This is a genomic window from Thermomonas sp., assembly GCF_041905325.1.
In the GTDB taxonomy this organism is placed as follows: domain Bacteria; phylum Pseudomonadota; class Gammaproteobacteria; order Xanthomonadales; family Xanthomonadaceae; genus Thermomonas.
In genome coordinates this window covers 36,198-59,764 of record NZ_JAYRLK010000007.1, presented here as the reverse complement: position 1 = coordinate 59,764, position 23,567 = coordinate 36,198, and the positions used below count along the sequence as shown (strand labels likewise).

Here is a 23,567-nt window from a genome sequence, read left to right as displayed (position 1 = left end):
CGCGCATCGTCAGACTGGCCGTCGTCAACCCGATGCGCAGTCGCGCGTTCTTGCCGTCACCCTTCCCCATTCATTCGCCGCATGAGCCCGACACGCCCGTCCGTCCGTTCCCTTCCCTTGCGCAAACTGGGGGTTCTCGTGGCCGTGCTGGTGCTGGCGGGGGGCGGCTGGCATTACTGGAACAAACGCAGCCAGGCCGCCGCCGACAGTGGCTACCGCACCGAAACCGTGCAGCGCGGTGACATCCGCGTGGCGATTTCCGCCACCGGCACGCTCAGCGCCATCACCACCGTCACCGTGGGCAGCCAGATTTCCGGCCAGGTCACCGACGTGCTGGTGGATTTCAATTCGCCGGTGAAGAAGGGCGACGTGCTGGCCCGCATCGACCCGTCCACCTACCAGGCCCAGTTGGAGCAGGGCAATGCGCAGATCGCCAGCGCGCGTGCGCAACTGGCGCAGGCGCAGGCCAGCCTGCGCAATGCCACGCTGGACTTCCAGCGCAAGCAGGAACTGGCTGGCCAGAAATTGATCGCCCGCAGCGACCTGGATGTGTCGCGGGCCGCGCATGACCAGGCGCAGGCGCAGGTGGCTGCGGCGCAGGCCCAGATCCGCCAGCAATCGGCGGCGTTGAAGACCACCCAGGTCAACATCGCCCGTGCGGTGATCACTTCGCCGGTCGATGGCGTGGTGCTGACCCGGTCGATCGACCCCGGCCAGACCGTGGCCGCCAGTTTCTCGGCACCGGTGTTGTTCACGATTGCTAGGGATCTGTCGAAGATGAAGATCGAGCTGGCGGTGGATGAATCCGACATCGGCCAGGTCAAGTTGGGGCAGACCGTGAGCTTCACCGCCGACGCCTTCCCGGATCGCCAGTTCAAGGGCGTGGTGCAGCAGGTGCGGATGGCGGCCACCACCACCAACAACGTGGTGACCTACCCGGTGGTGGTCAGCGTCGACAACGCCGACGGCACCCTGTTGCCGGGGCTGACCGTGAATGCCCAGATCGAGGTCAGCAAGCGCGACGGCGTGCTCAAGGTGGGCAATGCGGCGCTGCGCTACAAGCCGGCGGAAGGCTCGCCGCTGGCCGACATGAAGCCGGAAGGTGCGTCCGCGGGCGGTGGCAACGGCGGGCGCGGCGCGGGCATGGGCGAGGATCTGCAGCACTTGGCGGGCACGCTGGCGCTGCGGCCTGCGCAGCAGGCCGCCTTTGATGCCGCGCTGGAGGACATGAAGCGCCAGCAGGCCGAGCGCGCGGCGAAGATGCAGGAGGCCGCCAAGCAGCAGCAAAACGGCGGCAGCCGGCTGTTCGGCGGTGGCATGCGCTTTGGCGGTCCGGGCGGCGGCGGTGGCGATGCGGCGATGCTGGCGCAGATGCGCGCGCGCATGCGCGATCGCATGAACCAGCAATTCGCCGCATTCGTGAGCACGCTGGACGACGACCAGCGCGGCAAATGGGTGGCCGGCGTGGATGCGCAGGTCAACGCCAAGCGCGTGGTGGCCTACCGGCTGGTGAACGGCAAGCCGGAGGCGGTGATGATCAAGGTCGGCGTCAGCGACGGCACCAGCACCGAAGTCTCCGGGCGCGGCATCAAGGACGGCGACCTGTTCATTTCCGGCGAGCGCGCGGCCTCGGAGAGCAAGTGATGGCCGGCCCCGTCCCGGTGATCCTCGCCCACCAACTGGGCAAGGTGTACGCCGCCGGCACCGAGGCCGAGGTGGTGGCGCTGAAGAACGTGAACCTGCGCATCGAGCGTGGCGAATTCGTCGCCATCATGGGGCCGTCCGGTTCCGGAAAATCCACCCTGATGAACCTGCTGGGGTGCCTGGACACCCCCACCAGCGGTCGCTGCGAATGCGATGGCGTGGACGTGGCCACCCTGGATGCCGAGCAGTTGGCGCAGTTGCGGCGCGACAAGATCGGCTTCGTGTTCCAGGGCTTCCATCTGTTGTCGCGGATGGACGCCACCGACAACGTGGCGATGCCGATGGGTTATGCGCAGGTGCCGCCGGCTGAGCGGCGGCGGCGGGCGCTGGCGGCATTGGAAGCGGTGGGCCTGGCCGGGCGCACCGACCATTTTCCCAACGAGTTGTCCGGGGGCCAGCAACAGCGCGTGGCGATCGCGCGTGCGCTGGTCAACAGCCCGCCGATCCTGCTGGCCGATGAACCGACCGGCGCACTGGACAGCAAGACCGGCGAAGAAATCCTCACCTTGTTCAAGCGCCTGCGCGACGACGGCCATACCGTGATCCTGATCACCCATGATGCACAGGTGGCGGCCCATGCCGATCGCACCTTCGTGATGCGCGATGGCGAGTTGTTCGCGCAGACCGCAGCGGAGGCCGCATGAACATCGCCGACATCCTGCGCACCGCGTTTTTCGCGCTGCGCGGCAACTGGATGCGCAGTGCGCTGACCTCGCTGGGCGTGATCATCGGCATCGCGGCGGTCATCGTGATGGTGTCGATCGGGCAGGGCACGCAGGCGGAAATCGACAAGATGGTGTCGGGGCTGGGCTCGCAGCGGCTGGACATCGGCAGCGCCGGTGGCATGGGCCCGGGCGGCGCGCGGATGGCGCAGGGCAGCCGCTGGTCGCTGACCGAAGGCGACGTCGAGGCGATCCGCAGCGAAGTGCCGGAAGTGCAGTACGTGGCCGGTTCTTTGCGTGGCGGCACCCAGGTGGTGTTCGCCGAGAACAATGCCTCCACCCAGTGGCAAGGCGTGCAGGCGGATTGGTTCGCGATCAACGACTGGCGGATCGCGCAGGGGCAGGGCTTCGATGCCGGCGATTACGGCGGCGGTGCCAAGCCCGTGCTGCTGGGCGAAACCGTGCGCAAGAACCTGTTCGGCGACGAAAGCGGCATTGGCCAGACCGTGCGCCTGGGGCGGGTGCCGTTCACCGTGGTCGGCGTGCTGGGCAGCAAGGGACAGGGCGGCTTCGGGCAGGACCAGGACGACCTCGTGGTGGTGCCACTGGAAACCGCGCGTCGCCGGCTGTCCACCTCGCAGGGCATGCCGCCCAGCGCGGTGCAGGCGATCGCGGTGGGCGTCGACGACGCCAGGAACCTGGATGCCGCGCAGGGCGAAATCGAGGGCCTGCTGCGCCAGCGCCACAAGATCGAACCCGGTGCCGACGACGACTTCGCGGTGCGCAACATCAGCCAGATCGTGGCCACCCGTACCGCCACCACCAACCTGATGTCCAAGCTGCTGGGCGCGGTGGCCGGCATTTGCCTGATCATCGGCGGCATCGGCATCATGAACATCATGCTGGTGTCGGTGACCGAACGCATCCGCGAGATCGGCCTGCGGATGGCGGTGGGCGCGGGCCCGCGCGACGTGCGCCGGCAATTCCTCGCCGAGGCGATGCTGATTTCGCTGATTGGCGGCATCATTGGCATCGCGATCGGGGTGGTGGGGGCGCTGCTGGTGGGCAAGTTCGGCGGCCTGCCGGTGCAGCTCGACGCCAAGGTGGTGCTGCTGGCCGCCACGTTCTCGATCTGCACGGGGCTGTTCTTCGGCTATTACCCGGCACGCAAGGCCAGCCTGCTGGACCCGATCGAGGCATTGCGCTCGCAATGATGGGCTCCCCCGGCGCGGGCGCGGGCGCGCACGCGCCGGGCCGGGGGGCTGTGGCAGAATGCCGGTTCGTTCCCTCGGCCCGATACCGCCCGATGCCAGACCGATTCATTGTCCTGTTCACCTGTTGCCGGGCAAACCTCCGTGGCTGACCTGTACGGGCATCTGCCGCGCGGCCCCGCGGGCGTCCTGCGCGCCGCCAAATGGTCGATGCTGGGGCTGCGCGCGGCGTGGCTGCACGAGTCCTCGTTCCGGCTGGAAGTGTGCATGTTCGTCGTGCTGGGGCCGGTGGGCTGGCAATTGGGCCAGACCGGCGTGGAGCGCGTGCTGCTGATCGGCAGTTGCCTGCTGGTGATGGCGATGGAGCTGATGAACTCCTCGATGGAAGCCGTGATCGAGCGTTATGGCGCGGAACACCACGAACTGGCCGGACGTGCCAAGGACATGGGGTCGGCGGCGGTGTTCGTGTTGATGATGAACGTGGTGCTGGTGTGGGCGGTGTTGCTGCTGCCGCGCTGGCTTTGAACCGCGCCGGCCGGCGCGACATGACGAGACCGACATGGATCTGAGTTTCCTGGCGTCCCCCGACGCATGGCTCACCCTGGTGACCTTGAGCGCGCTGGAAATCGTGCTGGGCATCGACAACCTGGTGTTCATTTCGATCGCGGTGGGCCGCCTGCCGGAACACCACCGGCCGCTGGCCCGCAAGCTGGGCATCGCGGTGGCCTGCGTCACCCGCATCCTGCTGCTGGTCGCACTGGCGCATCTGGCGCGGATGGAGAAGACCCTGTTCGAGATCGGCGGGATGGGCATCTCGATCCGCGACCTGGTGCTGATCCTCGGTGGGGCGTTCCTGCTGGTGAAGGGCGCGCTGGAAATCCGCGACCTGATCAGCGGCGGCGAGGACGAGGACCCGCGCACCACCCAGGCGTCCTCGGTGTTCTGGGCGGTGATCGCGCAGATCGCGGTGATCGACATCGTGTTCTCGCTGGATTCGGTCATCACTGCGGTGGGCATCGCCCAGCACATTCCGATCATGGTGTTCGCCATCCTCGCGGCGGTGGCCATCATGCTGCTGGCGGCCAATCCGCTGGGCGCGTTCATCGATGCCAACCCGACCGTGAAGATGCTGGCGCTGGCCTTCATCCTGCTGGTCGGCGCGGTGTTGATCCTCGACGGCCTCGAAGTCCACGTGCCCAAGCCCTACATCTACTTCGCGATGGCGTTCTCGGTGCTGGTGGAGTGGCTGAACCTGCTGATGCGGCGTCGCGCGGCCGCGCACAAGGTGCCCGGCGCCGGCGACTGGTGAGCCCCGTTTTTCGAGCAGGAACCCGGATGCACATGCCTTATCTGCACCAGATCGACCCCATCGCCGTGACGCTGGGGCCATTGAAAGTCCATTGGTACGGGCTGATGTACCTGCTGGGGTTCGCGGTGGCCTGGTGGCTGGGGCGGCGACGGGTGCGCGCCGGTCGCTTGCCCGGGGTGGACGACAACGGCTTCTCCGACCTGATGTTCTACGCCATGCTCGGCGTGGTGCTGGGCGGGCGCGTGGGCTACATGCTGTTCTACGACCTCGGCAACTTCCTCCACGACCCGCTGTTGCTGTTCCGGGTCTGGGAGGGCGGGATGAGCTTCCACGGCGGCCTGCTGGGGGTGCTGGCGGCGATCGCTTGGTGGTCGCGCCGGCAGCGCCTGCACTTCTTCGATACCGTCGATTTCATGGCGCCGCTGGTGCCGGCCGGGCTCGGTTTCGGCCGGCTGGGCAACTTCATCGGTGGCGAGTTGTGGGGCAAGCCCACCGTCGGGACGGCGTTCGAGCGCATCGGCGTGGTGTTCCCGCGCGCATTGCCGGAACCGTTCGCGTCGATGGATGCGGCCACCTTGCGCACGTATTTCGAAAGCGGCGCGTTGAACGCATTCGCCCGCCACCCGTCGCAGCTGTACCAGGCGTTCCTGGAGGGCCTGGTGATGTTCTGCGCGCTGGTGTGGTTCTCGCGCGTGCCGCGCCCGCGCTACGCGGTGTCCGGCCTGTTCGCGCTGCTGTACGGCTGTTTCCGCTTCCTGGTGGAATTCGTGCGCGAACCCGATGCGCAGCTGGGCTACCTTGCCTTCGGCTGGCTGACGATGGGGCAGGTGTTGAGTGTGCCGCTGGTCCTGCTGGGGCTGTTCTGGCTGTGGCGCTCGCGCAGCGCGCCCACGCTGCACCCGGAAGCACGCTGATGCGGCCATATCTGGAGTTGCTGCGGCACGTGCTGGAGCACGGCACCCAGAAGGCCGATCGCACCGGCACCGGCACCCGCAGCGTGTTCGGCTGGCAGATGCGCTTCGACCTGGCGCAAGGCTTCCCGCTGGTGACCACCAAGAAGCTGCACCTGCGCTCGATCATCCACGAGCTTCTGTGGTTCCTGCAGGGCAGCACCAATATCGCCTACCTGAACGACAACAAGGTGTCGATCTGGGACGAATGGGCCGACGAAAACGGCGAACTCGGCCCGGTCTACGGCAAGCAGTGGCGCAGCTGGGAAGGGGCCAATGGCGAAACCTTCGACCAGATCCGCTGGGTGGTGGACGAGATCCGCCGCAATCCGGACTCGCGCCGTTTGATCGTGTCGGCGTGGAACGTGGCCGACCTGCCGAAAATGGCGCTGATGCCCTGCCACAGCCTGTTCCAGTTCTACGTGGCGGACGGGAAACTGAGCTGCCAGCTGTACCAGCGCAGCGGCGACATCTTCCTGGGCGTGCCGTTCAACATCGCCAGCTACGCGCTGCTGACCCACATGGTGGCGCAGGTCTGCGGGCTGGGCGTGGGCGATTTCGTGCACACGCTGGGCGATGCGCACCTGTATGCCAATCACTTCGAGCAGGCGCGCGAGCAGCTCGCGCGCACGCCGCGCGCGCTGCCGGCGCTGAAGCTCAACCCCGACGTGAAAGACATCTTCGGCTTCGGCTTCGAGGACATCGCCATCGAGCGCTATGACCCGCTGCCGGCAATCAAGGCGCCGGTGGCGGTGTGAGCCGGCCATGCGCGTTTCGCTGATCGCCGCACTGGATCGCAATCACGCCATCGGCCGCGGCAACGCGTTGCCCTGGCACCTGCCTGACGACCTCAAGCGGTTCAAGGCGCTGACCTTGGGCAAGCCGGTACTGATGGGGCGCAAGACCGCGCAGTCGCTGGGCCGTGCGCTGCCGAAGCGGACCAACCTGGTGCTGACCCGTGGCGGGCAGGTGCCGTTCGCCGGGATGCAGGCGGTGGCGTCGCTGGCAGCGGCCTTGGCGCGGGCGACGGAAGAATGCGACGAGCTGTGCGTGATCGGTGGCGGCGAGGTCTATGCGCTGGCGCTGCCACAGGCCACCCACCTGCACCTGACCCATGTCGACACCGTCGTCGCTGGCGCGGATGCGTTCTTTCCGCGCTTCGACGCCGGCGACTGGCGGGAAACCGCACGCATCGCGCATGCCGCCGATGCCACCCACGCCTGCGGCTTCGTGTTCGTGGATTACGAGCGCGTCTGATCGGTGCGCGGCGGCGTGGCCGGGGGGGTGTTGCCGTGCGGCTTGTGCGGGCGGGCCGGGCGCGGCTTGGGCGTGGGGGCCGGTACATCGCGACCTGGGACTTGCACCATGTGCAGGCCATCCGCATCCAGTTGCAGGGCGGTGAGCTTGCCGCTCCACACCGCGCCGGTGTCGATGGCATGGATGCCGTGGCCGATGAACAGCCCCAGCGTGCTCCAGTGCCCGCAGACGATCTTCAGGTCGCGCGGGGCGTGGCCGGGCACCGCGAACCACGGATACAGGCCGGGTGGCTGGCTGCCGGGTGCACCCTTGTGTTCGAACGCGATGCGCCCGCGCGGGCTGCAATAGCGCATGCGGGTGAAGATGTTGATGATGGCGCGGTCGCGTTCCAGGCCGTTGAGGCGGGGCGACCAGTCCGGGCCGTCGCCGTACATGTTCTTCAGCAGCTTGCGGTAATTGTCGCCACGCAAACGGCTTTCCACTTCGCGCGCATGCTTTTCCGCCAGCTGGGTGGTCCACTTCGGCGCCAGCCCGGCATGCACCATCATCCAGCCCAGCTTGCGGTCCACGTGCGCCAGCTTGCGCCCGCGCAGCCACGCCAGCAGTTCCGGCGCGTCCGCGGCGAACAGCACGCCTTGCAGGTCCGGGTTGACCCGGCGCTGTTCGTCCGGGGTGCGTTCGGCCACCGCCAGCAGCGACAGGTCGTGGTTGCCCAGCACCACCTCGCAGTGCTCGCGCAATGAATGCACCAGCCGCAGGGTGTCCACGGACTGTCCGCCGCGATTGACCAGGTCGCCGCAGAACCACAGCTTGTCCGCCGCAGGATCGAAGTTGATCTTGTCCAGCAAGCGGCGGGTGACGTCGAAGCAACCTTGCAGGTCGCCGATTGCCCAGACGGCCATCTCAGGTCACCGCCGTCAGTGCAGGGTGCGCGGGATCGACAGCGTGAACGCCGGGATCGGAGCGGCGAAGCGGGTGCCGTCGTCGGCCAGCACGTCGTAGCTGCCACGCATGGTGCCGATGGCGGTTTCCAGCACCGCACCCGACGTGTACTGGAAGCCTTCGCCGGGGCGCAGCCACGGTTGCTCGCCGACCACTCCTTCGCCCACCACCTCGCGGACCTTGCCGTCGCTTTCGGTGATCAGCCAATGGCGGCCGAGCACGCGGGCCGGCACCTTGCCCTGGTTGCGGATGTGGATGGTGTATGCGAACACGTAGCGGCCTTCCTCCGGCGCGGATTCGGCGTCCAGGAAGTGGGCATCCACTGCGATGTCGAATTGGTAGTCGGTATTGCTCATGCGTGCATTCTAGCCGTGCCGGGCGCATTGCCGCAGCAGCGGGTTCAATCTTCGGCGGGCAGATTGGCCAGGCGCACGAAGCCGGCCACGTCCACCTGCTCGGCACGCGCGTCCGGGCGCAGGCCGGCGGCCTCGATGAGGGCGGTACCGGCCACCCCGTGCAGGGCGTTGCGCAGGGTCTTGCGGCGCTGGCCGAAGGCGGCGCGCACCACGTTGGCGAAGCGCACGCGGTCTTGCACGTCGATGCACCCGGCGGGTTTCGGCAGCAGCCGGACCACCGCGGAGTCGACCTTGGGTGCCGGCCGGAACGCACCCGGCGGCACCACGAACAGCGGCGTCACCGTGCAATACGCCTGCAACATCACGCTGAGCCGGCCATACACCTTGTTGCCGGGGCCGGCGGCCATGCGTTCCACCACCTCTTTTTGCAGCATGAAATGCATGTCGCGGATCGCGGCGGCGTGCTCCAGCGCGTGGAACAGGATCGGCGAACTGAGGTTGTAGGGCAGGTTGCCGGCCAGCCGGATCCTGCCGTCGGCCGGTGCCAGCTGCGCGGCCAGCGCGGTGAAATCCACGCCCAGTACGTCGCCTTCGATCAGGTGCAGCGTGCCGTGTTCGCGCGCGGCGGCCTGCAGGGGCGCGTGCAGGTCGCGGTCGAACTCGATGGCGGTGACTTCGCCATGTTTTTTCAGCAGCGGGAAGGTCAGTGCGCCCTGGCCCGGGCCGATCTCGACGATGGCGTCGCCCGGCTGCGGGGCGATGGCCTGCACGATCTTGTCGATCACGCTGCGGTCGTGCAGGAAGTTCTGGCCGAGATGCTTTTTGGCCGGCTCGGTGAAGGGCGTGCTCATAGCAGGCGGGTTCCCAGCGGCACGTCGCGGTCCGGCACGCACAGCGCCACCGCGCCGTCGGCGTCGTGGAAACCGGTGACCAGGCATTCGGACATCAGCGGACCGATCTGCTTTTTGGGGAAATTGACCACGGCGACCACCAGCCGCCCGACCAGTTGTTCGGGCGTGTAATGGACGGTGATCTGCGCACTGGACTTGCGCACGCCGAGTTCGGGGCCGAAATCGACCTGCAGCACGTAGGCCGGCTTGCGCGCCTGCGCGAACGGCTGCGCCGAGAGGATGCGGCCGACGCGCAGCTCGACCCTCAGGAAATCGTCGAAGCCGATCGTGCCCATCATGCGCCCGCGCGCCGCGCCGCCAGTTGCGTGCAGGTGCGGATCGCGGCGTACAGGCTGGATGGATCGGCCACGCCCTTGCCCGCCAGTTCCAGCGCGGTGCCATGGTCCACCGCCACGCGCGGGTAGGGCAGGCCGAGGGTGATGTTCACTGCGTTGGCGAAGTCGGCGTGTTTGAGTACCGGCAGGCCCTGGTCGTGGTACATCGCCAGCACCGCATCGAAGCCGCGCAGCTTGTCGGGCAGGAAGGCGGTATCGGCCGGCAGCGGGCCGACCAGGTGCATGCCCTCGGCACGCAGGCGTTCCAGGGTGGGCAGGATGATGTCCAATTCCTCGCGGCCCAGATGACCGTCCTCGCCGGCATGCGGGTTCAGGCCGAGCACGGCGATGACCGGGTGGGCGATGCCGAACTGTGTGCGCAGCGCGGTGGCCACGGTGTGCAATGTGTGGGTCAGCGCCTGCGGGGTGATCCGGTCCGCCACCTCGCGCAACGGCAGGTGCACGGTCTGCAGGGCCACCCGCATCCGCGGGTTGGCCAGCATCATCACCACCTTGCAGCCGGCTTGTTCGGCCAGCAGGTCGGTGGTGCCGGTGAAGGTGATGCCGCCGTCGTTGATGACCGCCTTGTGCACCGGGCCCGTCACCAGGCCTGCCAGCTCGCCGTCGATGCAGGCGCGGGCCGCATGGCTGATCGCATTGATCAGCGAGGCGGTATTGGCCGGATTGGGCTGCCCGAAGGCACAGGCCACCGGATGCGGGTATTCGACAATGGCCAGGCTGCGTGGATGCCGTGGTGGTTCGCCGTGGTGGTGCAGATGCAGTGGCAGGCCCAAGGCAGTGGCGGCGCGCTGCAACGTGGCCGCATCACCATGCACCACCAGTTCCGCGTCCCAGTCGCGCTGGGCTGCGTGCACCAGCAGTTCCGGGCCGATGCCGGCGGGTTCCCCCGGGATCAGGGCGAGACGTGGGCGCATCAAGCGATCAGTGCATCTCGTCGGACATGAACGTGCCGGCCGCACTGGTGCCCTGTTGCTCCTGCGAGGGGGTCACCTGGCGGTGCTCCTTCGGGGTTTCGGGCAGTGCCGGGCGGGTGGAGCGGCCTTGTGCATCGCGCACGTCCACGTAGGCTTCGCCACGCATCTCGCGCAGGAAGCGGTTCCACTCTTCTTCCAGCTTGCGCCGGCCGATGGTTTCCCGAACCTGCGCACGCAGGTTCTCGTCACCGGCGGCGATCTCGCGGGTGCCGCTGCGCTGCACGATCAACCAGCCGGCATCGCTGCGGAACGGGGCGGAGGTCTGGCCATCGGACAAGGCGGCGACCTGCATGCCGAACGTGCTGCCGTAGGTGTCGGCGCCGAACCAGCCCAGATCGCCACCACGGCGGCGGGTGGCGGCATCGTCGGAGCTCTCGCTGGCCAGCTTGGCGAAATCGGCGCCGCCGGCCAGGCGTGCGGCCAGGGTGTCGGCCTTGGCCTTGGCGGCGGCTTCGTCGGTCTTGTCGTCGACCTTGACCAGGATCTGCCGGGCCGAGAACTGGGTGACCTTTTCACCGCTGCCGGCGGCTTGGGTGCGGGTACCCACCAATTGCAGCAGCTGGAAGCCGCTGGGGCCACGGATCGGGCCGAGCACCTGGCCGTCCTGCATTTGCTGGATGGCGGTGGCGAAGGCTGGCGGGATTTCATTCGCGCTGCGCCAGCCAAGGTCGCCGCTTTCCAGCGCATTGGGGCTGTCGGAATAGCGGACGGCGGCGGCGGCGAAGGTCATTTCGCCACGGTCGATCAGGCCCTTCACGCCTTCGATTTTCTTCTGCGCGGTGGCGATCTGCTCCGGCGTGGCCCCATCCGGGGTGGCCACCAGGATGTGGGCCAGGTGGAATTGCTGACGGGCGCTGGCGGCGGTGTTGGCCATGGCGGCATCCACTTCGCTGTCGCTGACGTTGATGCGGCCCTGGGCGAAGCTCTGGCGCAGTTTCTGGGTGACGATTTCGTCGCGGATGTTGTTGCGGAAATCGGTGAAGGTGATGCCATCCTGCGCCAGCCGCGCGCGCAGCTGGTCGACGTCCATGCCGTTTTGCTGGGCCACGCCCTGCACGGCGTGCTCCAGGTCCTGGTCGGTGGCGGTGATGCCGGCGTCGGTGGCGCGTGCCAGTTGCAGGCGTTGCAGCACCAGGCGCTCCAGCACCTGCCGTTCCAGCACGTCCTGCGGCGGCAGTTGCTCTTCGTGGCCGGCGTACTGGCTGCGGATGTTGGCGACCGCGCGATCCAGCTCGCTGCGCAGGATCACGTCCTCGTTGACCACCGCGGCGACGCGGTCGACCGGTTGCAGCGCCGCGTCCTGCGCCTGCGCGCCGCCGGCAAGCAGGAGCAGCGGCAGCAAAGTGGCCAGCAGGAGGCGGGGGGCACGCAGACGGGGGCTTGGCATCATGGAGGAGTATTCGCGTTGGCGGGCGTGGAGGGCTGGCCCGTTGCGGTCTGCGGCGGCACCAGATAAAGATCGTCGCGATTGTAGCCGAGGATGGACCTGCGCAAGGCGCGCTGGGTGTCCTGGCCGGCCGAGCCCAGCCCCTTCAGCTCGATTTCGAACATCAGGGTGTTGCCGAGGTCGCCGACGCGATTTTGCACGTAGCGGCGCAAGACAAACCGAACCGCGACACAACAGCTGTCCCACTGTACCCCGGCCAGGCTTTCCAGCGTCTTGCTGTCGCGCAGCGAGTAGTACTGGCGGCCCACCAGGCTCCAGCTGGCATTGACCGGGTACAGGAAGGACAGGTCCACCTGCTCCAGCAGCGAGCGGCGGTAACGGTAGGACAGGTTGAAGACGCCTTGGTTCCGGAACAGATAGCGGGCGCGCACGCTGGCCAGGTCGGTGCGCCGGAATTTCGGGTCGCGCTGGTAGGAAGCGCCGAAGGTCCAGCGGTCGGTGGGGGCGTAATTGGCATCCACCACCCAGGCCGAGCGCCCTTGCTCGGTGATCGGCTCGAACGGCAGGCGCACCCGGGAATCCTGGAAATAGCGGATTTGGCCGATGCTCGCGGAAAAACGCTCGAAACCGTCGGCCTGGCGGATCATGCGGGTGCTCACGGCCAGCGTGAGCTGGTTGGCGTCGGCCTGGCGGTCGGCACCGGTGTAGCGGTTGTCGCGGAACAGCTGGTTCCAGCTGAACGTCAGTGGCTGGGTGTCGAACACCGGCATGCCGTTCTGGTCGGCATAGGGGACCTTCAGATAGAACAGCCGCGGCTCGATGGTTTGCAGGTAGTCCTGGCCCTTGGCCACGGTGTCGCGGTCGAAGAACAGGCCGGCATCGAGGCTGAAAATCGACTGCCCGCGCGAAGGACTGTCGCTGCCCAGCGTTTGCCCCAGCGCGTGATCCAGCGCATAGCTGGTCTGGCGGTAGGCCAGCGTGGGCCGCAGGAACCAGGCGTCACCCTCCAGCGGGAGGCTGATCCAGGGTTTCAGGTCCAGGCGTGCGCCGGCCGGGTAGGACGGGTGGTGGAAGCGCACGGTTTCGGCGGCGATGCCATAGCGCAGTGCACCGACCGCCCCCCGTTCCCAGTCGAGGAAGGCCCGCGGCAGGCGGTCGAAAGGCAGCGCGGCGCTGGACAGCGTGTAATCGGCCAGCTGCCAGTGGTCGGCGCTGATGCCGGCGCTCCAGTCGAGGCCTTGCCCGTACAGGCCGGCGCTGCTGTAGGCGGTGGCTTGCGAGAGGCCGTCGAGGCTGCTGTTGAAGTCCTCGTAATAGCGCGGGTCGCTGATCCAGTTCAGGTTGGCGCGGAATTGCCAGTGGCTGCCGACTGTCTGCGTGCCGATGAAGGCGAACTGGCTGCGCGCGCGGTCGCGCAGGCGGTCGTGGTCCATCCACGCGGCTTCCAGCGTGCCCTGGCCACCGGCGTTGAGGTAGCGGAATTCGCCGCCCAGCTGGACGCCGCGCGCACTCATCCAGCGCGGGCTGAGGGTGGCGTCGTAATTGGGGGCGAGATTCAGGTAGATCGGCTGGCGCAGGTCGAGGCCGTTGCGCCCGGAGTTGGAGAACGAGGGGAACATCAGGCCACTGCGGCGGCGTTCGTCGGTCGGGAACATCAACACCGGCATGAACAGCACCGGGACCTTGCCGACCCGCAAGGTGGCACCGTAGGCCACGGCGCGGCCGTGCTCGCTGTCCATGTCGATGCGCGGGGCATCCAGCTCCCAGTGCCGCGCTTCCGGCGGGCAGGTGGAATAGCTGGCGCCGCGCAGGCTGCCGGACTGGCCCGCCAGATTCAGGCTGTGCGCCTTGCCGTTGCCGCGGCGCGACAGCAGCTGGTATTCCAGATCCTGCATCGAATGGGTGTCGGAATTCTGGTCGCCCTCTGCGCGCGCCGCGCGCAGGCGCAGCCCCTGCGCCTGGTAGCGGACGCTGCCCTCGGCGACATAGCGGCCGGCGGCCTTGTCGAAGGTGAGCTGGTCGGCGGCCATGAACTGGTTGTCGCGGTGCATGGTGACGTTGCCCTTGAACACCGGGTTGGCCTCGGTGCCGCTGACGTCGTCGCCCTCGAGGTCGATGGGGGCCTTGGACTTGTCCAGATGCAGGCCTTCCGGTGCCAGCGCGGCATCGGCGAAGGGCGGCACCACGTCGCCCACCGGGCACAGGCCCCAGTTCTGCGGCGGGTCGCCATCGGCGGCGCGCGCGGGCAGGCTCAGCGCGATGCACAGGGACAGGGGGAGCAGGCGCAGGACGGGGCGCACGGGCATTCCGGGAAAGCGAATCGGGCGGTTAGCTTGCCGGAAGCGGCTGGCAGCGGCAAACCCGGGTGGCTGACGCCGGGGGTGTTACAGGCGCAGCGCGTCGATGTGCGCCACGCAACCGTCCGCCAGCGCGGCCAGGTCGTAGCCGCCTTCCAGCAGGGACACCACCCGGCCATCGCAATGGCGGTTGGCCATCTGCACCAGTGCGCGGGTGATCCAGGCGTAATCCCCGGCTTCCAGCTGCATGCCGGCCAGCGGGTCGCGGCGGTGACCGTCGAACCCCGCCGACACCAGCAGCAATTGCGGTCGGAACGCGTCCACCGCCGGCAACAGCCCCTCCTGCCAGGCGTCGCGGAACATCTCGCCACTGCAGCCGTCCGGCAGCGGGGCGTTGAACACGTTGCCGCAGCCGGTTTCATTGTGCGCGCCACTGCCCGGATACAGTGGCCACTGGTGCGAGCTGGCGAACAGCACGCGCGGCTCGCTGGCGAAGATGGCCTGCGTGCCATTGCCGTGATGGACGTCGAAATCGACGATCGCCACCCGCTCCAGCCCGTGCTTGTCGAGCGCGTGGCGGGCAGCAATGGCGATGTTGTTGAACAGGCAGAACCCCATCGCCGCATCGCTGGTGGCATGGTGCCCGGGTGGGCGCACCGCGCAGAACGCGCGGCAGGTGCCCCCGCCCAGCACGGCATCCACGGCGGCAACGCCGGCACCGGCGGCACGCAGGGCGGCTTCGGCGGAACCGGGGGACAGCACGGTGTCGGGGTCCAGCTGGATCAGGCCCTGCGGCGAAGATTCCAGCACCGTGGCGAGCAACTCTTCCGCATGCACGCGCAGCAACTGGCCGCGGCTGGCGCGGGGGGCCTGTTGCCAGTCGATGTCGGGGAACGCCGCTTCCAGTGCGTGCAGCACGGTGCTCAGGCGCGCCGGGCGTTCCACGTGCCCGGGGCCGGTGTCATGGGCAAGGCAGGCCGGGTGGGTGAAAACCTGGATCACGGCGAACCCCTGCCTGTGGCGCTTACTTGCGGCGTTCGTGCTTCCAGAGCACTTCGCCGTGGCCGCTGGCGCGCGCCAGCACGCGGCACAGCACGAACAACAGGTCGGACAGCCGGTTCAGGTAGCGCACCGGCTGTGGACGCACGTCTTCCAGCCGCGTCAGTGCCACCGCCGCGCGCTCGGCACGGCGCACCACGGTACGGGCGACATGGCAGTGCGCCGCGGCAATGCCGCCGCCGGGCAGGATGAATTCCTTCAATGGCGGCAGCGCGCGGTTGTAGTGGTCGATCTGCGCCTCCAGTGCGTCGATGTCGGCATCGAAGATGGCGGCGTGGCCGGGAATGCACAGCTCGCCACCCAGGTCGAACAACTGGTGCTGGATGCGTGTCAGCAGCTCGCGCACGTCCTCCTGCATCTCGCTGGCCAGCAGCACGCCGATGCAGGAATTGGCCTCGTCGACGGTGCCGTAGGCGTCCACCCGCAAGGAGTCCTTGCCGACGCGGGACCCGTCACCGAGACCGGTGCTGCCATCGTCGCCGGTGCGGGTGTAGATCTTGCTGAGACGGTTGCCCATCAGACCGTCTGTGCGTGCAGCGCGGGATTGTGCCGGCGCAGCAATTCGAAGCCGCCGAACAGCAGCGCCGCGTAGAACAAGGTGCCCAGCACGGTCCACTGGAAGAACGGGATGCCGGCGGCGAAGGATGCGGCCAGTCCGGCGGCGTCATGGGTATACAGCGCACCGAACGCCCACACGCCGGCATTGGTCAGCACGAAGAACAGCAGCGAGCCGGCCAGCGAATAGCCCAGCACGCGGGTGCTGCCGACCTTGCCACGCAGGCCGAAGCCCAGCACGGTGGACAGCGCGATGCTGGCATACACCAGCAGGTAGCCGGCGCTGGCGAAGTAGCTCCAGTAGATGCCGCCATTGACCAGGCCCAGCACCAGGTCGGAGGCGAACATCGCCACCAGCGGCACCAGCAGTGCCCAGCCCCGCTTGGCGAAATAGGCGCCGCCGAACAGCGCCACCGCCTCGATCGGCGAGAAATTCGGCGGATGCGGCAACACCCGCGTCAGCGCGGCGGCGAAGATCAGCAGGGTGAGCAGCAGCGGGCCGGCGGGGAGCAGCGAAGCTTGGCGATTCATGGCATTCGGACAGGGGAACTGCGGAGCCGTTAGCATAGCGCAATGTCCACGCTCTCCTCTTGCAGCGACCGCGCGCACGACGTCCTGATCGTCGGCGGCGGTCTGGTCGGTGCCAGCCTTGCCATCGCGCTGGATGCGCTGGGGCTGGATGTCGGAATGGTCGAGGCAGCACCCGCCGGTGCGTTGCCGCCGGTGTTCGACCAGCGCAACCTCAGTTTTGCCGAGGCCACGATCCACGCCCTCGACGCGCTGGGCGTGCTGGCGTTGATGCGTGCGCCCAGCGGGCCGATCCGGCGCATCCACGTCAGCCGCAGTGGCGACTTCGGCCGCATGCAGTTGGAGGCAGCCCGCTACGGGCGGACGGAATTCGGGCGGGTGGTGGTGGCGCGCGACTTCGGCGAAGCACTGGAGGCGCGGTTGGCGCAGCTCCGGCATCTCGTGCGCTATCGCCCGGCGCGCTGCGTCGGGCTGGGCGAGGGAAGCGATGGCCTGCGCGCGCTCCGCATCGCCGATGACACGGGCGAACGCACCCTGCGCACGCGGCTGTTGGTGGCCGCCGACGGTGCCCGCAGCACGGTGCGCGACGCACTGGGCATCGCGACGCGCGAGCACGATTACGGCCAGACCTTGTTCGTCGCGCGCCTGCGTGCGCAGCGTGCGCCCGACGGCACCGCCTTCGAACGCCTGACCGACCACGGCCCGACCGCGCTGCTGCCGCGCGGCGACGGCCATTACGGTCTGGTGCACGGGGTGCCGCGCGAAGATGCGGAGGCGGTGGCCGCGCTCGACGATGCGGCGTTCCTGGCGCGTGTGCAGGACGTGTTCGGCTGGCGTGCCGGGCGTTTGCAGGCCGTGGGGCCGCGCAGCAGCTATCCGATGCAGGGCGGCGTGGCGGAATGCCTGATCGCGCCGCGTGCGGTGCTGGTGGGCAACGCCGCGCAGGCCATCCATCCGCTGGGTGCGCAGGGCTTCAACCTCGGCCTGCGCGATGCGCTGACGCTGGCCGAATGCATCGCCGAGGGCCGTACCGACCCCGGCGACGATGCCGTGTTGCGCCGGCATGCGTTGCGGCGGGTGGACGACCGTGCACGCACGCTGGCGTTCTCCGACGGCCTGGCGAAGTTGACGGCCAACGACACCCCGCTGGTGCGCCCGCTGCGCAGCGTCGGGCTGGTGGCGGGCGACGCCCTGGGCTGGCTGCAAGGCTGGCTGGTGGGCGGCGCGATGGGCTATCGCGGCGACGTGCCGGCACTGTGCCGGGGTGCGGCATGAGCCGGCGCGGCAGGTTGGATGCGGTGGTGGTGGGGGCGGGCGTGGTGGGCGCGGCCAGTGCGTTGATGCTCGCCCGCGAGGGCCTGCACGTCGCGTTGGTGGAGGAGCGCGCGCCGACGCCGTGGCAGCGCGCGGCGCGCGACCTGCGGGTGTTCGCCTTCGCCCCCGACAATGCCGAGCTGCTGGATGCGCTGGGCGTGTGGAAGGCGATTGCCGACACCCGCGTGCAGCCCTACCGCGGCATGTGCGTCCGGGATGCGGCCGGCGGTGCGCCGCTGCGCTTCGATGCCGATGCACTGGGCGAAGCGCAGCTGGGCTGGATCGTCGAGAACGGCCTGCTGGTGGATGCGCTGTGGAACGCACTCCCGGCGGCCGGCGTGCGCCTGCACTGCCCGGCCAAGGTGGACACACTGGTGCAGGACGCCGATGGCGTGCGCCTGGGCCTGGATGACGGGCGGGTGCTGGAGGCGCGGCTGGCGATCGCCGCCGACGGCGGCCACTCCGCGCTGCGCCGGCTGGCCGGCATCGAGGCACCGTCGCACGACTACCACCAGCGCGGGCTGGTGGCTTTCGTCGCCAGCGAAGCGCCGCATCGCGACACCTGCTGGCAGCGCTTCCTGCCCACCGGGCCGGTGGCGCTGCTGCCGTTCAACGACGATGGTGATGCCGATCTGCGGGGCCGCCTCGGTTCGATCGTGTGGACGCTGCCGGATGCCGAGGCACAGCGGCTGCTGGACGCGCCGCCGGCGCAATTCGAGCGCGCGCTGTCGGCGGCCTTCGGGGGCGAGCTGGGCGGCTTCACGTTGCAGTCGCCGCGCGCGGCGTTCCCGTTGCGCCGGCAATTGGCGCAGCGGCAGGTCGAAGGCCGCGTGCTGCTGGTCGGCGATGCTGCCCACGTGATGCACCCGCTGGCTGGGCAGGGTGTGAACCACGGCCTGCGCGATGTCTCCGCGCTGCGGGCACTGCTGCGCGACGCGCAGGCCAAGGGCGGCGACATCGCAGCGCCGGTGCGGCTGGCGCGCTGGGCACGCACCCGCCGCAGCGACAATGCGCTGGGCGCGCACGCCTTCGATGCCATCAATCGCGTCTTCAGCAACGACGCCCTGTTGCCGACCCTGCTGCGCGGGCATGCGCTGGGGTTGGCCGGCAAGCTGCCGCCACTGACCCGTGCCCTGTGGCGGCACGCGGCGGGGCGCTGAGTGCGGCCATCGCATGCCCCGTGTGGGCGGTATCTACGTGCGTGAGGTGGCGAAGACCGTGATTTCCTCGCGGTCGTGGTAGAGCTGCCTGGCACGGATGGTCAGCGGCTTGCCGGCCTGCTGCGCGAACAGGTCCAGGCACAGCCGGGTTTCCTGCCAGCGCTTCTTCATCGGCAATTTCAGGTTGAAGATCGCGTGCCGGCACCAGCCTTCGCGGAACCAGGTCGCCATCCGCTCGGCCACCCGGCGCGGCTGTTCCACCATGTCGCAGACCATCCAGTCCAGTGGCTGCGGCGGCTGCCAGGAAAAGCCGTCGGCGCGCAGGTGCTGCACCATGCCGGTGTCCAGTACGTGCTGGCGCAGCGGGCCGTTGTCGATGGCCGACACCCGCAGGCGGTGGCGGGTCAGCACCCACGTCCAGCCGCCGGGTGCCGCGCCCAGGTCGGCGGCCACCATGCCTTCCTTCAGCAGGCGCGTGCGTTCGTCGTCGGTGAGCAGCACCAGCAGCGCTTCCTCCAGCTTCAGCGCGGAGCGCGACGGGGCGTCCTTGTGCATCCGCAGCCGCGGCACGCCCAGCGGCCACGGTGCGCTGTCGGCGGGCAGGCTGGTGGCGAGGAACGCATGATCCCCGGCCACCAGGAACACATGCAGGCGCGGCAACCGGCGGCTGTCCTGCTGGGTCAGCAGGTTGGCCTTGCGCAGCGCCGGCCGCAGCGCGTTGCCCAGGCTGCGCGCCAGGCCGGCCAGCGGCTTGCCGGCGTCGGAATCGGGGTGCTCCATGACCAGCTCGCCGAAGCGCGGCCCGCCCTGCAGCGCTGCCAGCATCGGCGCGATGCGGTCGCTCGGGTCCAGCCCGCTCAGTTCGGCCAGCAGGCGCAGCTTCTGTCGCGCGAAGATCAATTGTGCGAACGGCAGCGCACGATCCAGCGCTTCGCCGTCTTCGCAGAAAAACACCACGTAGCCGCTGTCGCGCTCGGTGCGCGCGTAGCCGGCGATGCCGGCCTGCGCGGCGCGTTCGGTCAGTTCGCCGGCCAGCTCCGGTTCGAAGCCCTGGCGGCAGTAGCACAGCAACGCGTCAATAATTCGGTCCACCCAGTTCGCCGTAGGTCCTCAGCACCGCGCAGGCGGCGTCGCGCTGCACGTCGCGCACCACCTCGATCCCGCGCTTGTGGAGTTCGCCCACCCAGTCCGCCGGCAGCGGGCCTTCGTCGAAGGCGGTCAGTGCTTCCACGTCCTCGGCGCGGGCACCGATCAGCAGGCGGTCGATGCCGGCCCACATGGTGGCGCCGTAGCACTGGCAGCAGGGTTGCGCGGAGGTGGCCAGGGTGACCGGGCCGCCGAGTTCGTTGAGGCGGAACTGCTGCAGGCGCTGCTGCGCCAGCATGTAGGCCATGGTTTCCGCATGCGCCAGCGAGCAGCTCTGGCGCACCACCCGGTTCACGCCCACCGCGATCAGCTGGTGCTGCGGGCTGAACACCGCCGCGCCGAACGGGCCGCCGCTCTGGCGTTCGACGTTGTATTTCGACAGCTCGATGGCGAAGGCGACCTTGGCTTCGTCGCTGGAGAAGTCGCGGCCGGCCACGTCCAGCTCCAGCACCCAGATGGGCAGGGTGATATGCAGCTGCGCGGGAAGCGGCATCGCCATGTCAGGCCTTCTGCGCCCAGGTGTCGCGCAGGGTCACGCTGCGGTTGAACACCGGCGCGTCGGCCTTGTGGTCGTAGCGGTCGGCGACGAAGTAGCCCAGCCGCTCGAACTGGAACCCCTGCTCGTTTGCCGCCTGCGCCGCCGCCGGCTCCACGTAACCCGTCACCACCTTGCGCGAATCGGGGTTGAGGTAATCGACGTAGGTCTTGCCGCTGCTCTCTTCATTGTCGGGATCGGCGACGGTGAACAGGCGATCGTACAGGCGCACTTCCGCCGCCACCGCGTGCTTCGCGCTGACCCAGTGGATGGTGCCCTTGACCTTGCGGTTGGCGCCTTCCATGCCGGGACGCGATTCCGGGTCCAGCGTGCAGCGCAGTTCCACCACGTGGCCATCGGCGTCCTTGATGGCCTCATCGCAGCGGACGATGCCGGCCCCGCGCAGGCGCACTTCGCCGCCCAGGGTGAGGCGCTTGAAACCCTTCGGCGGCACTTCCTCGAAGTCCTCGCGCTCGATCCACAGCTCGCGCGAGAACGGGATGCCGCGCTCGCCCAGCGCCGCGTCCTTCGGGTGGTTGGGGAACGTCAACGTCTCCTCATGGCCGGCGTCGAGGTTGGTCAGCACGACCTTCAGCGGATCGATCACCGCCATCCGCCGCGGCGCGTGCGCATCGAGGTCGTCGCGCAGCGCGCCTTCGAGGATGGAGATGTCCAGCAGCGAGTTCTGCTTGCTGATGCCCACGCGCTCCACCATCAGCTTCAGCGCGGACGGCGTGTAGCCGCGGCGGCGGATGCCCTGCAGGGTGGGCATGCGCGGGTCGTCCCAGCCATCCACCAGCCTGTCGGTGACCAGCGCCATCAGCTTGCGCTTGCTCATCACCAGGTAGTTGAAGTTCAGCCGCGAGAATTCGATCTGGCGGGGCTTGCCGGCTTCCTTCGGCAGGCCCTTGGCCAGCAGCGGCTCCAGCAGCTCGGGGTGGCCGGCCAGGTCCACGTGGTCCACGCACCAGTCATACAGCGGGCGATGATCCTCGAACTCCAGCGTGCACAGCGAATGGGTGATGCCCTCGACGGCATCGCCCAGCGCGTGGGCGAAGTCGTACATCGGGTAGATCGGCCATTCGTTGCCGGTGTTCTGGTGCTCCACGTGCTTGATCCGGTACAGCGCCGGGTCGCGCAGGTTGATGTTGCCACTGGCCATGTCGATCTTCGCGCGCAGGGTGCGCGCACCGTCCGGGAACTCGCCCGCGCGCATGCGCCGGAACAGGTCCAGGTTCTCCTCGACGCTGCGTTCGCGGAACGGCGAATTGCGGCCCGGCTCGACCAGGCTGCCGCGGTATTCGCGCACCTGTTCGGCGGACAGGTCGCAGACGAAGGCCTTGCCGTCGCGGATCAGCTTCTCGGCGGCGAGGTAGTACACGCCGAAGTAGTCCGAGGCATGGCGCAGGCTGTGCCAGTCGAAGCCCAGCCAGCGCACGTCGTCCTGGATGGCGCGCACGTATTCGGGGTCTTCGCGCGCCGGATTGGTGTCGTCCAGGCGCAGGTTGCAGACGCCGCCGAACTCCTGCGCGACGCCGAAGTCCAGGCAGATCGCCTTGGCGTGGCCGATGTGCAGGTAACCGTTGGGTTCCGGCGGGAAGCGCGTCTTGATCGCGCTGTGCTTGCCGGAGGCGAGGTCGTCCTTGACGATCTGGCGGATGAAGTCGGTGCGGACGGGGGCGTCGGCGGCGGGCGTGGGCTGGTCTGAGGACACGGGAGTCTGGCGCGGCGTGGGTAGCCTGCAAGTTTAGCCGAGCCTGCCCGGATGGGCCGAAGCGGCGTAATCTGCGCGCCATGCGCGATGTCTATCAAGCCGGAAACCTGATCGATGCCCATCTGGTGAAGCAGGCACTGGAAGCCGAGGGCATTCCCGCATTCGTGCGTGGCGAGGCGCTGACCGGCGGGATCGGCGAGCTGGGTGTGTTCGGGCTGGTGGGGGTGATGGTGCCCGACGCCGCCTGGCCGCAGGCCCGCGATGTGGTGCTGGCACTGCATCTGGGCGAGCAGGCGCTGGCCGACGACGATGAAGAATGTGCCGGTGCGCAGCCCGCATGAGTGCCGTGCATCCGCAGCGCGCGGCCGGCCTGGAATTGCTGCTGGGGGCCGCCATCATCGGCAGCAACGGCCTGATGGTGCGGCTGGCGGCGATGCCGCCGACCGTGGTGGCGTTCTGGCGGATGCTGCTGGCGGGCGTGCTGCTGGCCGCGCTGGTGAGCGCGCGCCACGGCTGGCAGCCACTGCCGCGCAAGGCGTGGCGGTGGCTGGTGGTGCCGGTGGTCGCCTTCGCGGTCGACCTGTGGATGTGGCACAAGAGCATCCTGCTGGTGGGGCCGGGGCTGTCCACCCTGCTGGCCAATGCGCAGGTGTTCTTCATGGCCATCGCTGGGGTGCTGCTGTTCGGCGAGCGGCTGCACGCGCGCTTCGTCGCCGGCGTGCTGCTGGCGTTCTTCGGCCTGTGGCTGCTGCTGGGCGCCGACTGGGCCACCTTGCCGGCGCAGTACCGCTGGGGGGTGTGGCTGGGGCTGGGCGCGGGCGTGTGCTACGCCGCCTACAACGTCGGCATCAAGCGTTCGCAGGCGGAGGCCGGCATTGGCCGCGCGCGGGTGCCGGTGGAGCAGGTGCTGTGCTACGCCGCGTTCGGCAGCGCGCTGTGCCTGGGGTTGATCGGCTGGGCCGAGGGCGAGGCGTTCGCGCCGCCGTCGTGGCGCAGCTGGGGCGTGCTGCTGGCGCTGGCGGCGGTCGGCCACTGCCTGAGCTGGGTGCTGATCTCGCGCGCGATGGGCGTGCTGCCGGTGGCGCTGGCCGGCCTGCTGCTGCTGGCGCAGCCGATCGTGGCCTACCTGCTCGACGTGGTGTTCCTCGACATCAGCATCTCGCCGCGGCAGTGGGCGGGGCTGGCGGTCAGCCTGGCCGGGATCTTCGTGGCCGGGATGAAAAGCCGGCAGGACCATGCCGCGCAGGAGGCCTGAGCCGTC

At 68.9% G+C, this 23,567-nt stretch carries 25 protein-coding genes; 12 read left to right on the top strand and 13 right to left on the bottom strand.

Annotated elements, in window-relative coordinates:
- Positions 1–81 precede the first annotated feature (81 nt).
- From ACE3OK_RS09540 to ACE3OK_RS09505, 8 genes are all read left to right on the top strand, one after another.
- On the top strand, positions 82–1,644 hold the full coding sequence (locus ACE3OK_RS09540; protein ID WP_374249297.1) for an efflux RND transporter periplasmic adaptor subunit: 1,563 nt from the start codon (positions 82–84) through the stop codon (positions 1,642–1,644).
- Positions 1,644–2,348: an ABC transporter ATP-binding protein gene (locus tag ACE3OK_RS09535; RefSeq protein WP_374249296.1), complete on the top strand. Its 705-nt coding sequence runs from the start codon at positions 1,644–1,646 to the stop codon at positions 2,346–2,348. The genes ACE3OK_RS09540 and ACE3OK_RS09535 overlap by 1 nt, the downstream gene beginning before the upstream one ends.
- Positions 2,345–3,580, top strand: coding sequence for an ABC transporter permease (locus ACE3OK_RS09530; RefSeq protein WP_374249295.1), 1,236 nt, complete (start codon positions 2,345–2,347; stop codon positions 3,578–3,580). The genes ACE3OK_RS09535 and ACE3OK_RS09530 overlap by 4 nt, the downstream gene beginning before the upstream one ends.
- Before the next feature lie 141 nt (positions 3,581–3,721).
- A complete protein-coding gene (locus ACE3OK_RS09525; RefSeq protein ID WP_374249294.1) occupies positions 3,722–4,102 on the top strand; it encodes a diacylglycerol kinase in 381 nt (126 codons plus the stop codon).
- Between the two features lie 34 nt (positions 4,103–4,136).
- Positions 4,137–4,886 carry a TerC family protein gene (locus ACE3OK_RS09520; protein WP_374249293.1) on the top strand — a complete coding sequence of 250 codons (750 nt, stop codon included), beginning with the start codon at positions 4,137–4,139 and terminating at the stop codon, positions 4,884–4,886.
- A gap of 32 nt (positions 4,887–4,918) precedes the next feature.
- The gene (lgt, locus tag ACE3OK_RS09515; RefSeq protein ID WP_374249292.1) at positions 4,919–5,800 is read left to right on the top strand and encodes a prolipoprotein diacylglyceryl transferase; all 882 of its coding nucleotides are present in this window, start codon (positions 4,919–4,921) and stop codon (positions 5,798–5,800) included.
- Positions 5,800–6,594 carry a thymidylate synthase gene (locus ACE3OK_RS09510; RefSeq protein ID WP_374249291.1) on the top strand — a complete coding sequence of 265 codons (795 nt, stop codon included), beginning with the start codon at positions 5,800–5,802 and terminating at the stop codon, positions 6,592–6,594. The genes lgt and ACE3OK_RS09510 overlap by 1 nt, the downstream gene beginning before the upstream one ends.
- A 7-nt stretch (positions 6,595–6,601) precedes the next feature.
- On the top strand, positions 6,602–7,093 hold the full coding sequence (locus ACE3OK_RS09505; protein ID WP_374249290.1) for a dihydrofolate reductase: 492 nt from the start codon (positions 6,602–6,604) through the stop codon (positions 7,091–7,093).
- On the opposite strand, the gene ACE3OK_RS09500 is transcribed toward ACE3OK_RS09505, so the two are convergent.
- From ACE3OK_RS09500 to ACE3OK_RS09455, 10 genes are all read right to left on the bottom strand, one after another.
- Positions 7,078–7,995: a symmetrical bis(5'-nucleosyl)-tetraphosphatase gene (locus ACE3OK_RS09500; RefSeq protein ID WP_374249289.1), complete on the bottom strand. Its 918-nt coding sequence runs from the start codon at positions 7,993–7,995 to the stop codon at positions 7,078–7,080. The genes ACE3OK_RS09505 and ACE3OK_RS09500 overlap by 16 nt on opposite strands.
- A gap of 15 nt (positions 7,996–8,010) precedes the next feature.
- A complete protein-coding gene (apaG, locus tag ACE3OK_RS09495; RefSeq protein ID WP_374249288.1) occupies positions 8,011–8,391 on the bottom strand; it encodes a Co2+/Mg2+ efflux protein ApaG in 381 nt (126 codons plus the stop codon).
- A gap of 44 nt (positions 8,392–8,435) precedes the next feature.
- A complete protein-coding gene (gene rsmA / locus ACE3OK_RS09490) occupies positions 8,436–9,242 on the bottom strand; it encodes a 16S rRNA (adenine(1518)-N(6)/adenine(1519)-N(6))-dimethyltransferase RsmA (protein ID WP_374249287.1) in 807 nt (268 codons plus the stop codon).
- Complete coding sequence (locus ACE3OK_RS09485) at positions 9,239–9,577, bottom strand: tRNA-binding protein (RefSeq protein ID WP_374249332.1); 339 nt, start codon at positions 9,575–9,577, stop codon at positions 9,239–9,241. Before ACE3OK_RS09485 ends, rsmA begins: the two co-directional genes overlap by 4 nt.
- The gene (gene pdxA, locus ACE3OK_RS09480; RefSeq protein ID WP_374249286.1) at positions 9,577–10,554 is read right to left on the bottom strand and encodes a 4-hydroxythreonine-4-phosphate dehydrogenase PdxA; all 978 of its coding nucleotides are present in this window, start codon (positions 10,552–10,554) and stop codon (positions 9,577–9,579) included. Before pdxA ends, ACE3OK_RS09485 begins: the two co-directional genes overlap by 1 nt.
- 4 nt (positions 10,555–10,558) lie before the next feature.
- Positions 10,559–11,998, bottom strand: coding sequence for a peptidylprolyl isomerase (locus tag ACE3OK_RS09475; RefSeq protein ID WP_374249331.1), 1,440 nt, complete (start codon positions 11,996–11,998; stop codon positions 10,559–10,561).
- Complete coding sequence (lptD, locus tag ACE3OK_RS09470; RefSeq protein WP_374249285.1) at positions 11,998–14,298, bottom strand: LPS assembly protein LptD; 2,301 nt, start codon at positions 14,296–14,298, stop codon at positions 11,998–12,000. The genes ACE3OK_RS09475 and lptD overlap by 1 nt, the downstream gene beginning before the upstream one ends.
- A gap of 84 nt (positions 14,299–14,382) precedes the next feature.
- Positions 14,383–15,294: a histone deacetylase family protein gene (locus tag ACE3OK_RS09465; protein WP_374249330.1), complete on the bottom strand. Its 912-nt coding sequence runs from the start codon at positions 15,292–15,294 to the stop codon at positions 14,383–14,385.
- A gap of 25 nt (positions 15,295–15,319) precedes the next feature.
- Positions 15,320–15,871 (bottom strand): cob(I)yrinic acid a,c-diamide adenosyltransferase, encoded by a 552-nt coding sequence (locus ACE3OK_RS09460; protein ID WP_374249284.1) that lies wholly within the window; start codon positions 15,869–15,871, stop codon positions 15,320–15,322.
- Positions 15,871–16,440, bottom strand: coding sequence for a DUF6580 family putative transport protein (locus ACE3OK_RS09455; protein WP_374249283.1), 570 nt, complete (start codon positions 16,438–16,440; stop codon positions 15,871–15,873). Before ACE3OK_RS09455 ends, ACE3OK_RS09460 begins: the two co-directional genes overlap by 1 nt.
- 42 nt (positions 16,441–16,482) lie before the next feature.
- Between ACE3OK_RS09455 and ubiH the strand changes: the two genes are divergently transcribed.
- Positions 16,483–17,712: a 2-octaprenyl-6-methoxyphenyl hydroxylase gene (ubiH, locus tag ACE3OK_RS09450; RefSeq protein WP_374249282.1), complete on the top strand. Its 1,230-nt coding sequence runs from the start codon at positions 16,483–16,485 to the stop codon at positions 17,710–17,712.
- A complete protein-coding gene (locus ACE3OK_RS09445) occupies positions 17,709–18,911 on the top strand; it encodes an FAD-dependent oxidoreductase (RefSeq protein WP_374249281.1) in 1,203 nt (400 codons plus the stop codon). Before ubiH ends, ACE3OK_RS09445 begins: the two co-directional genes overlap by 4 nt.
- A 33-nt stretch (positions 18,912–18,944) precedes the next feature.
- Here the strand turns inward: ACE3OK_RS09445 and rlmM are convergent, their stop codons facing one another.
- Genes rlmM through ACE3OK_RS09430 form a run of 3 tightly spaced genes read right to left on the bottom strand, consistent with a single transcriptional unit; the run spans position 18,945 to position 22,306 of the window.
- A complete protein-coding gene (gene rlmM, locus ACE3OK_RS09440; protein WP_374249329.1) occupies positions 18,945–19,991 on the bottom strand; it encodes a 23S rRNA (cytidine(2498)-2'-O)-methyltransferase RlmM in 1,047 nt (348 codons plus the stop codon).
- Positions 19,987–20,550 carry a nucleoside deaminase gene (locus ACE3OK_RS09435; protein ID WP_374249328.1) on the bottom strand — a complete coding sequence of 188 codons (564 nt, stop codon included), beginning with the start codon at positions 20,548–20,550 and terminating at the stop codon, positions 19,987–19,989. Before ACE3OK_RS09435 ends, rlmM begins: the two co-directional genes overlap by 5 nt.
- 7 nt (positions 20,551–20,557) lie before the next feature.
- A complete protein-coding gene (locus ACE3OK_RS09430; RefSeq protein WP_374249280.1) occupies positions 20,558–22,306 on the bottom strand; it encodes a glutamine--tRNA ligase/YqeY domain fusion protein in 1,749 nt (582 codons plus the stop codon).
- A gap of 80 nt (positions 22,307–22,386) precedes the next feature.
- Here ACE3OK_RS09430 and ACE3OK_RS09425 point away from each other — a divergent pair, with 80 nt between their 5' ends.
- Together ACE3OK_RS09425 and ACE3OK_RS09420 are read left to right on the top strand one after the other, a co-directional pair.
- Entirely contained in the window at positions 22,387–22,647 is a 261-nt protein-coding gene (locus tag ACE3OK_RS09425; RefSeq protein WP_374249279.1) for a DUF2007 domain-containing protein, read from the top strand.
- Positions 22,644–23,561 carry a DMT family transporter gene (locus tag ACE3OK_RS09420; protein WP_374249278.1) on the top strand — a complete coding sequence of 306 codons (918 nt, stop codon included), beginning with the start codon at positions 22,644–22,646 and terminating at the stop codon, positions 23,559–23,561. The genes ACE3OK_RS09425 and ACE3OK_RS09420 overlap by 4 nt, the downstream gene beginning before the upstream one ends.
- The last annotated feature ends 6 nt before the right edge of the window (positions 23,562–23,567 follow it).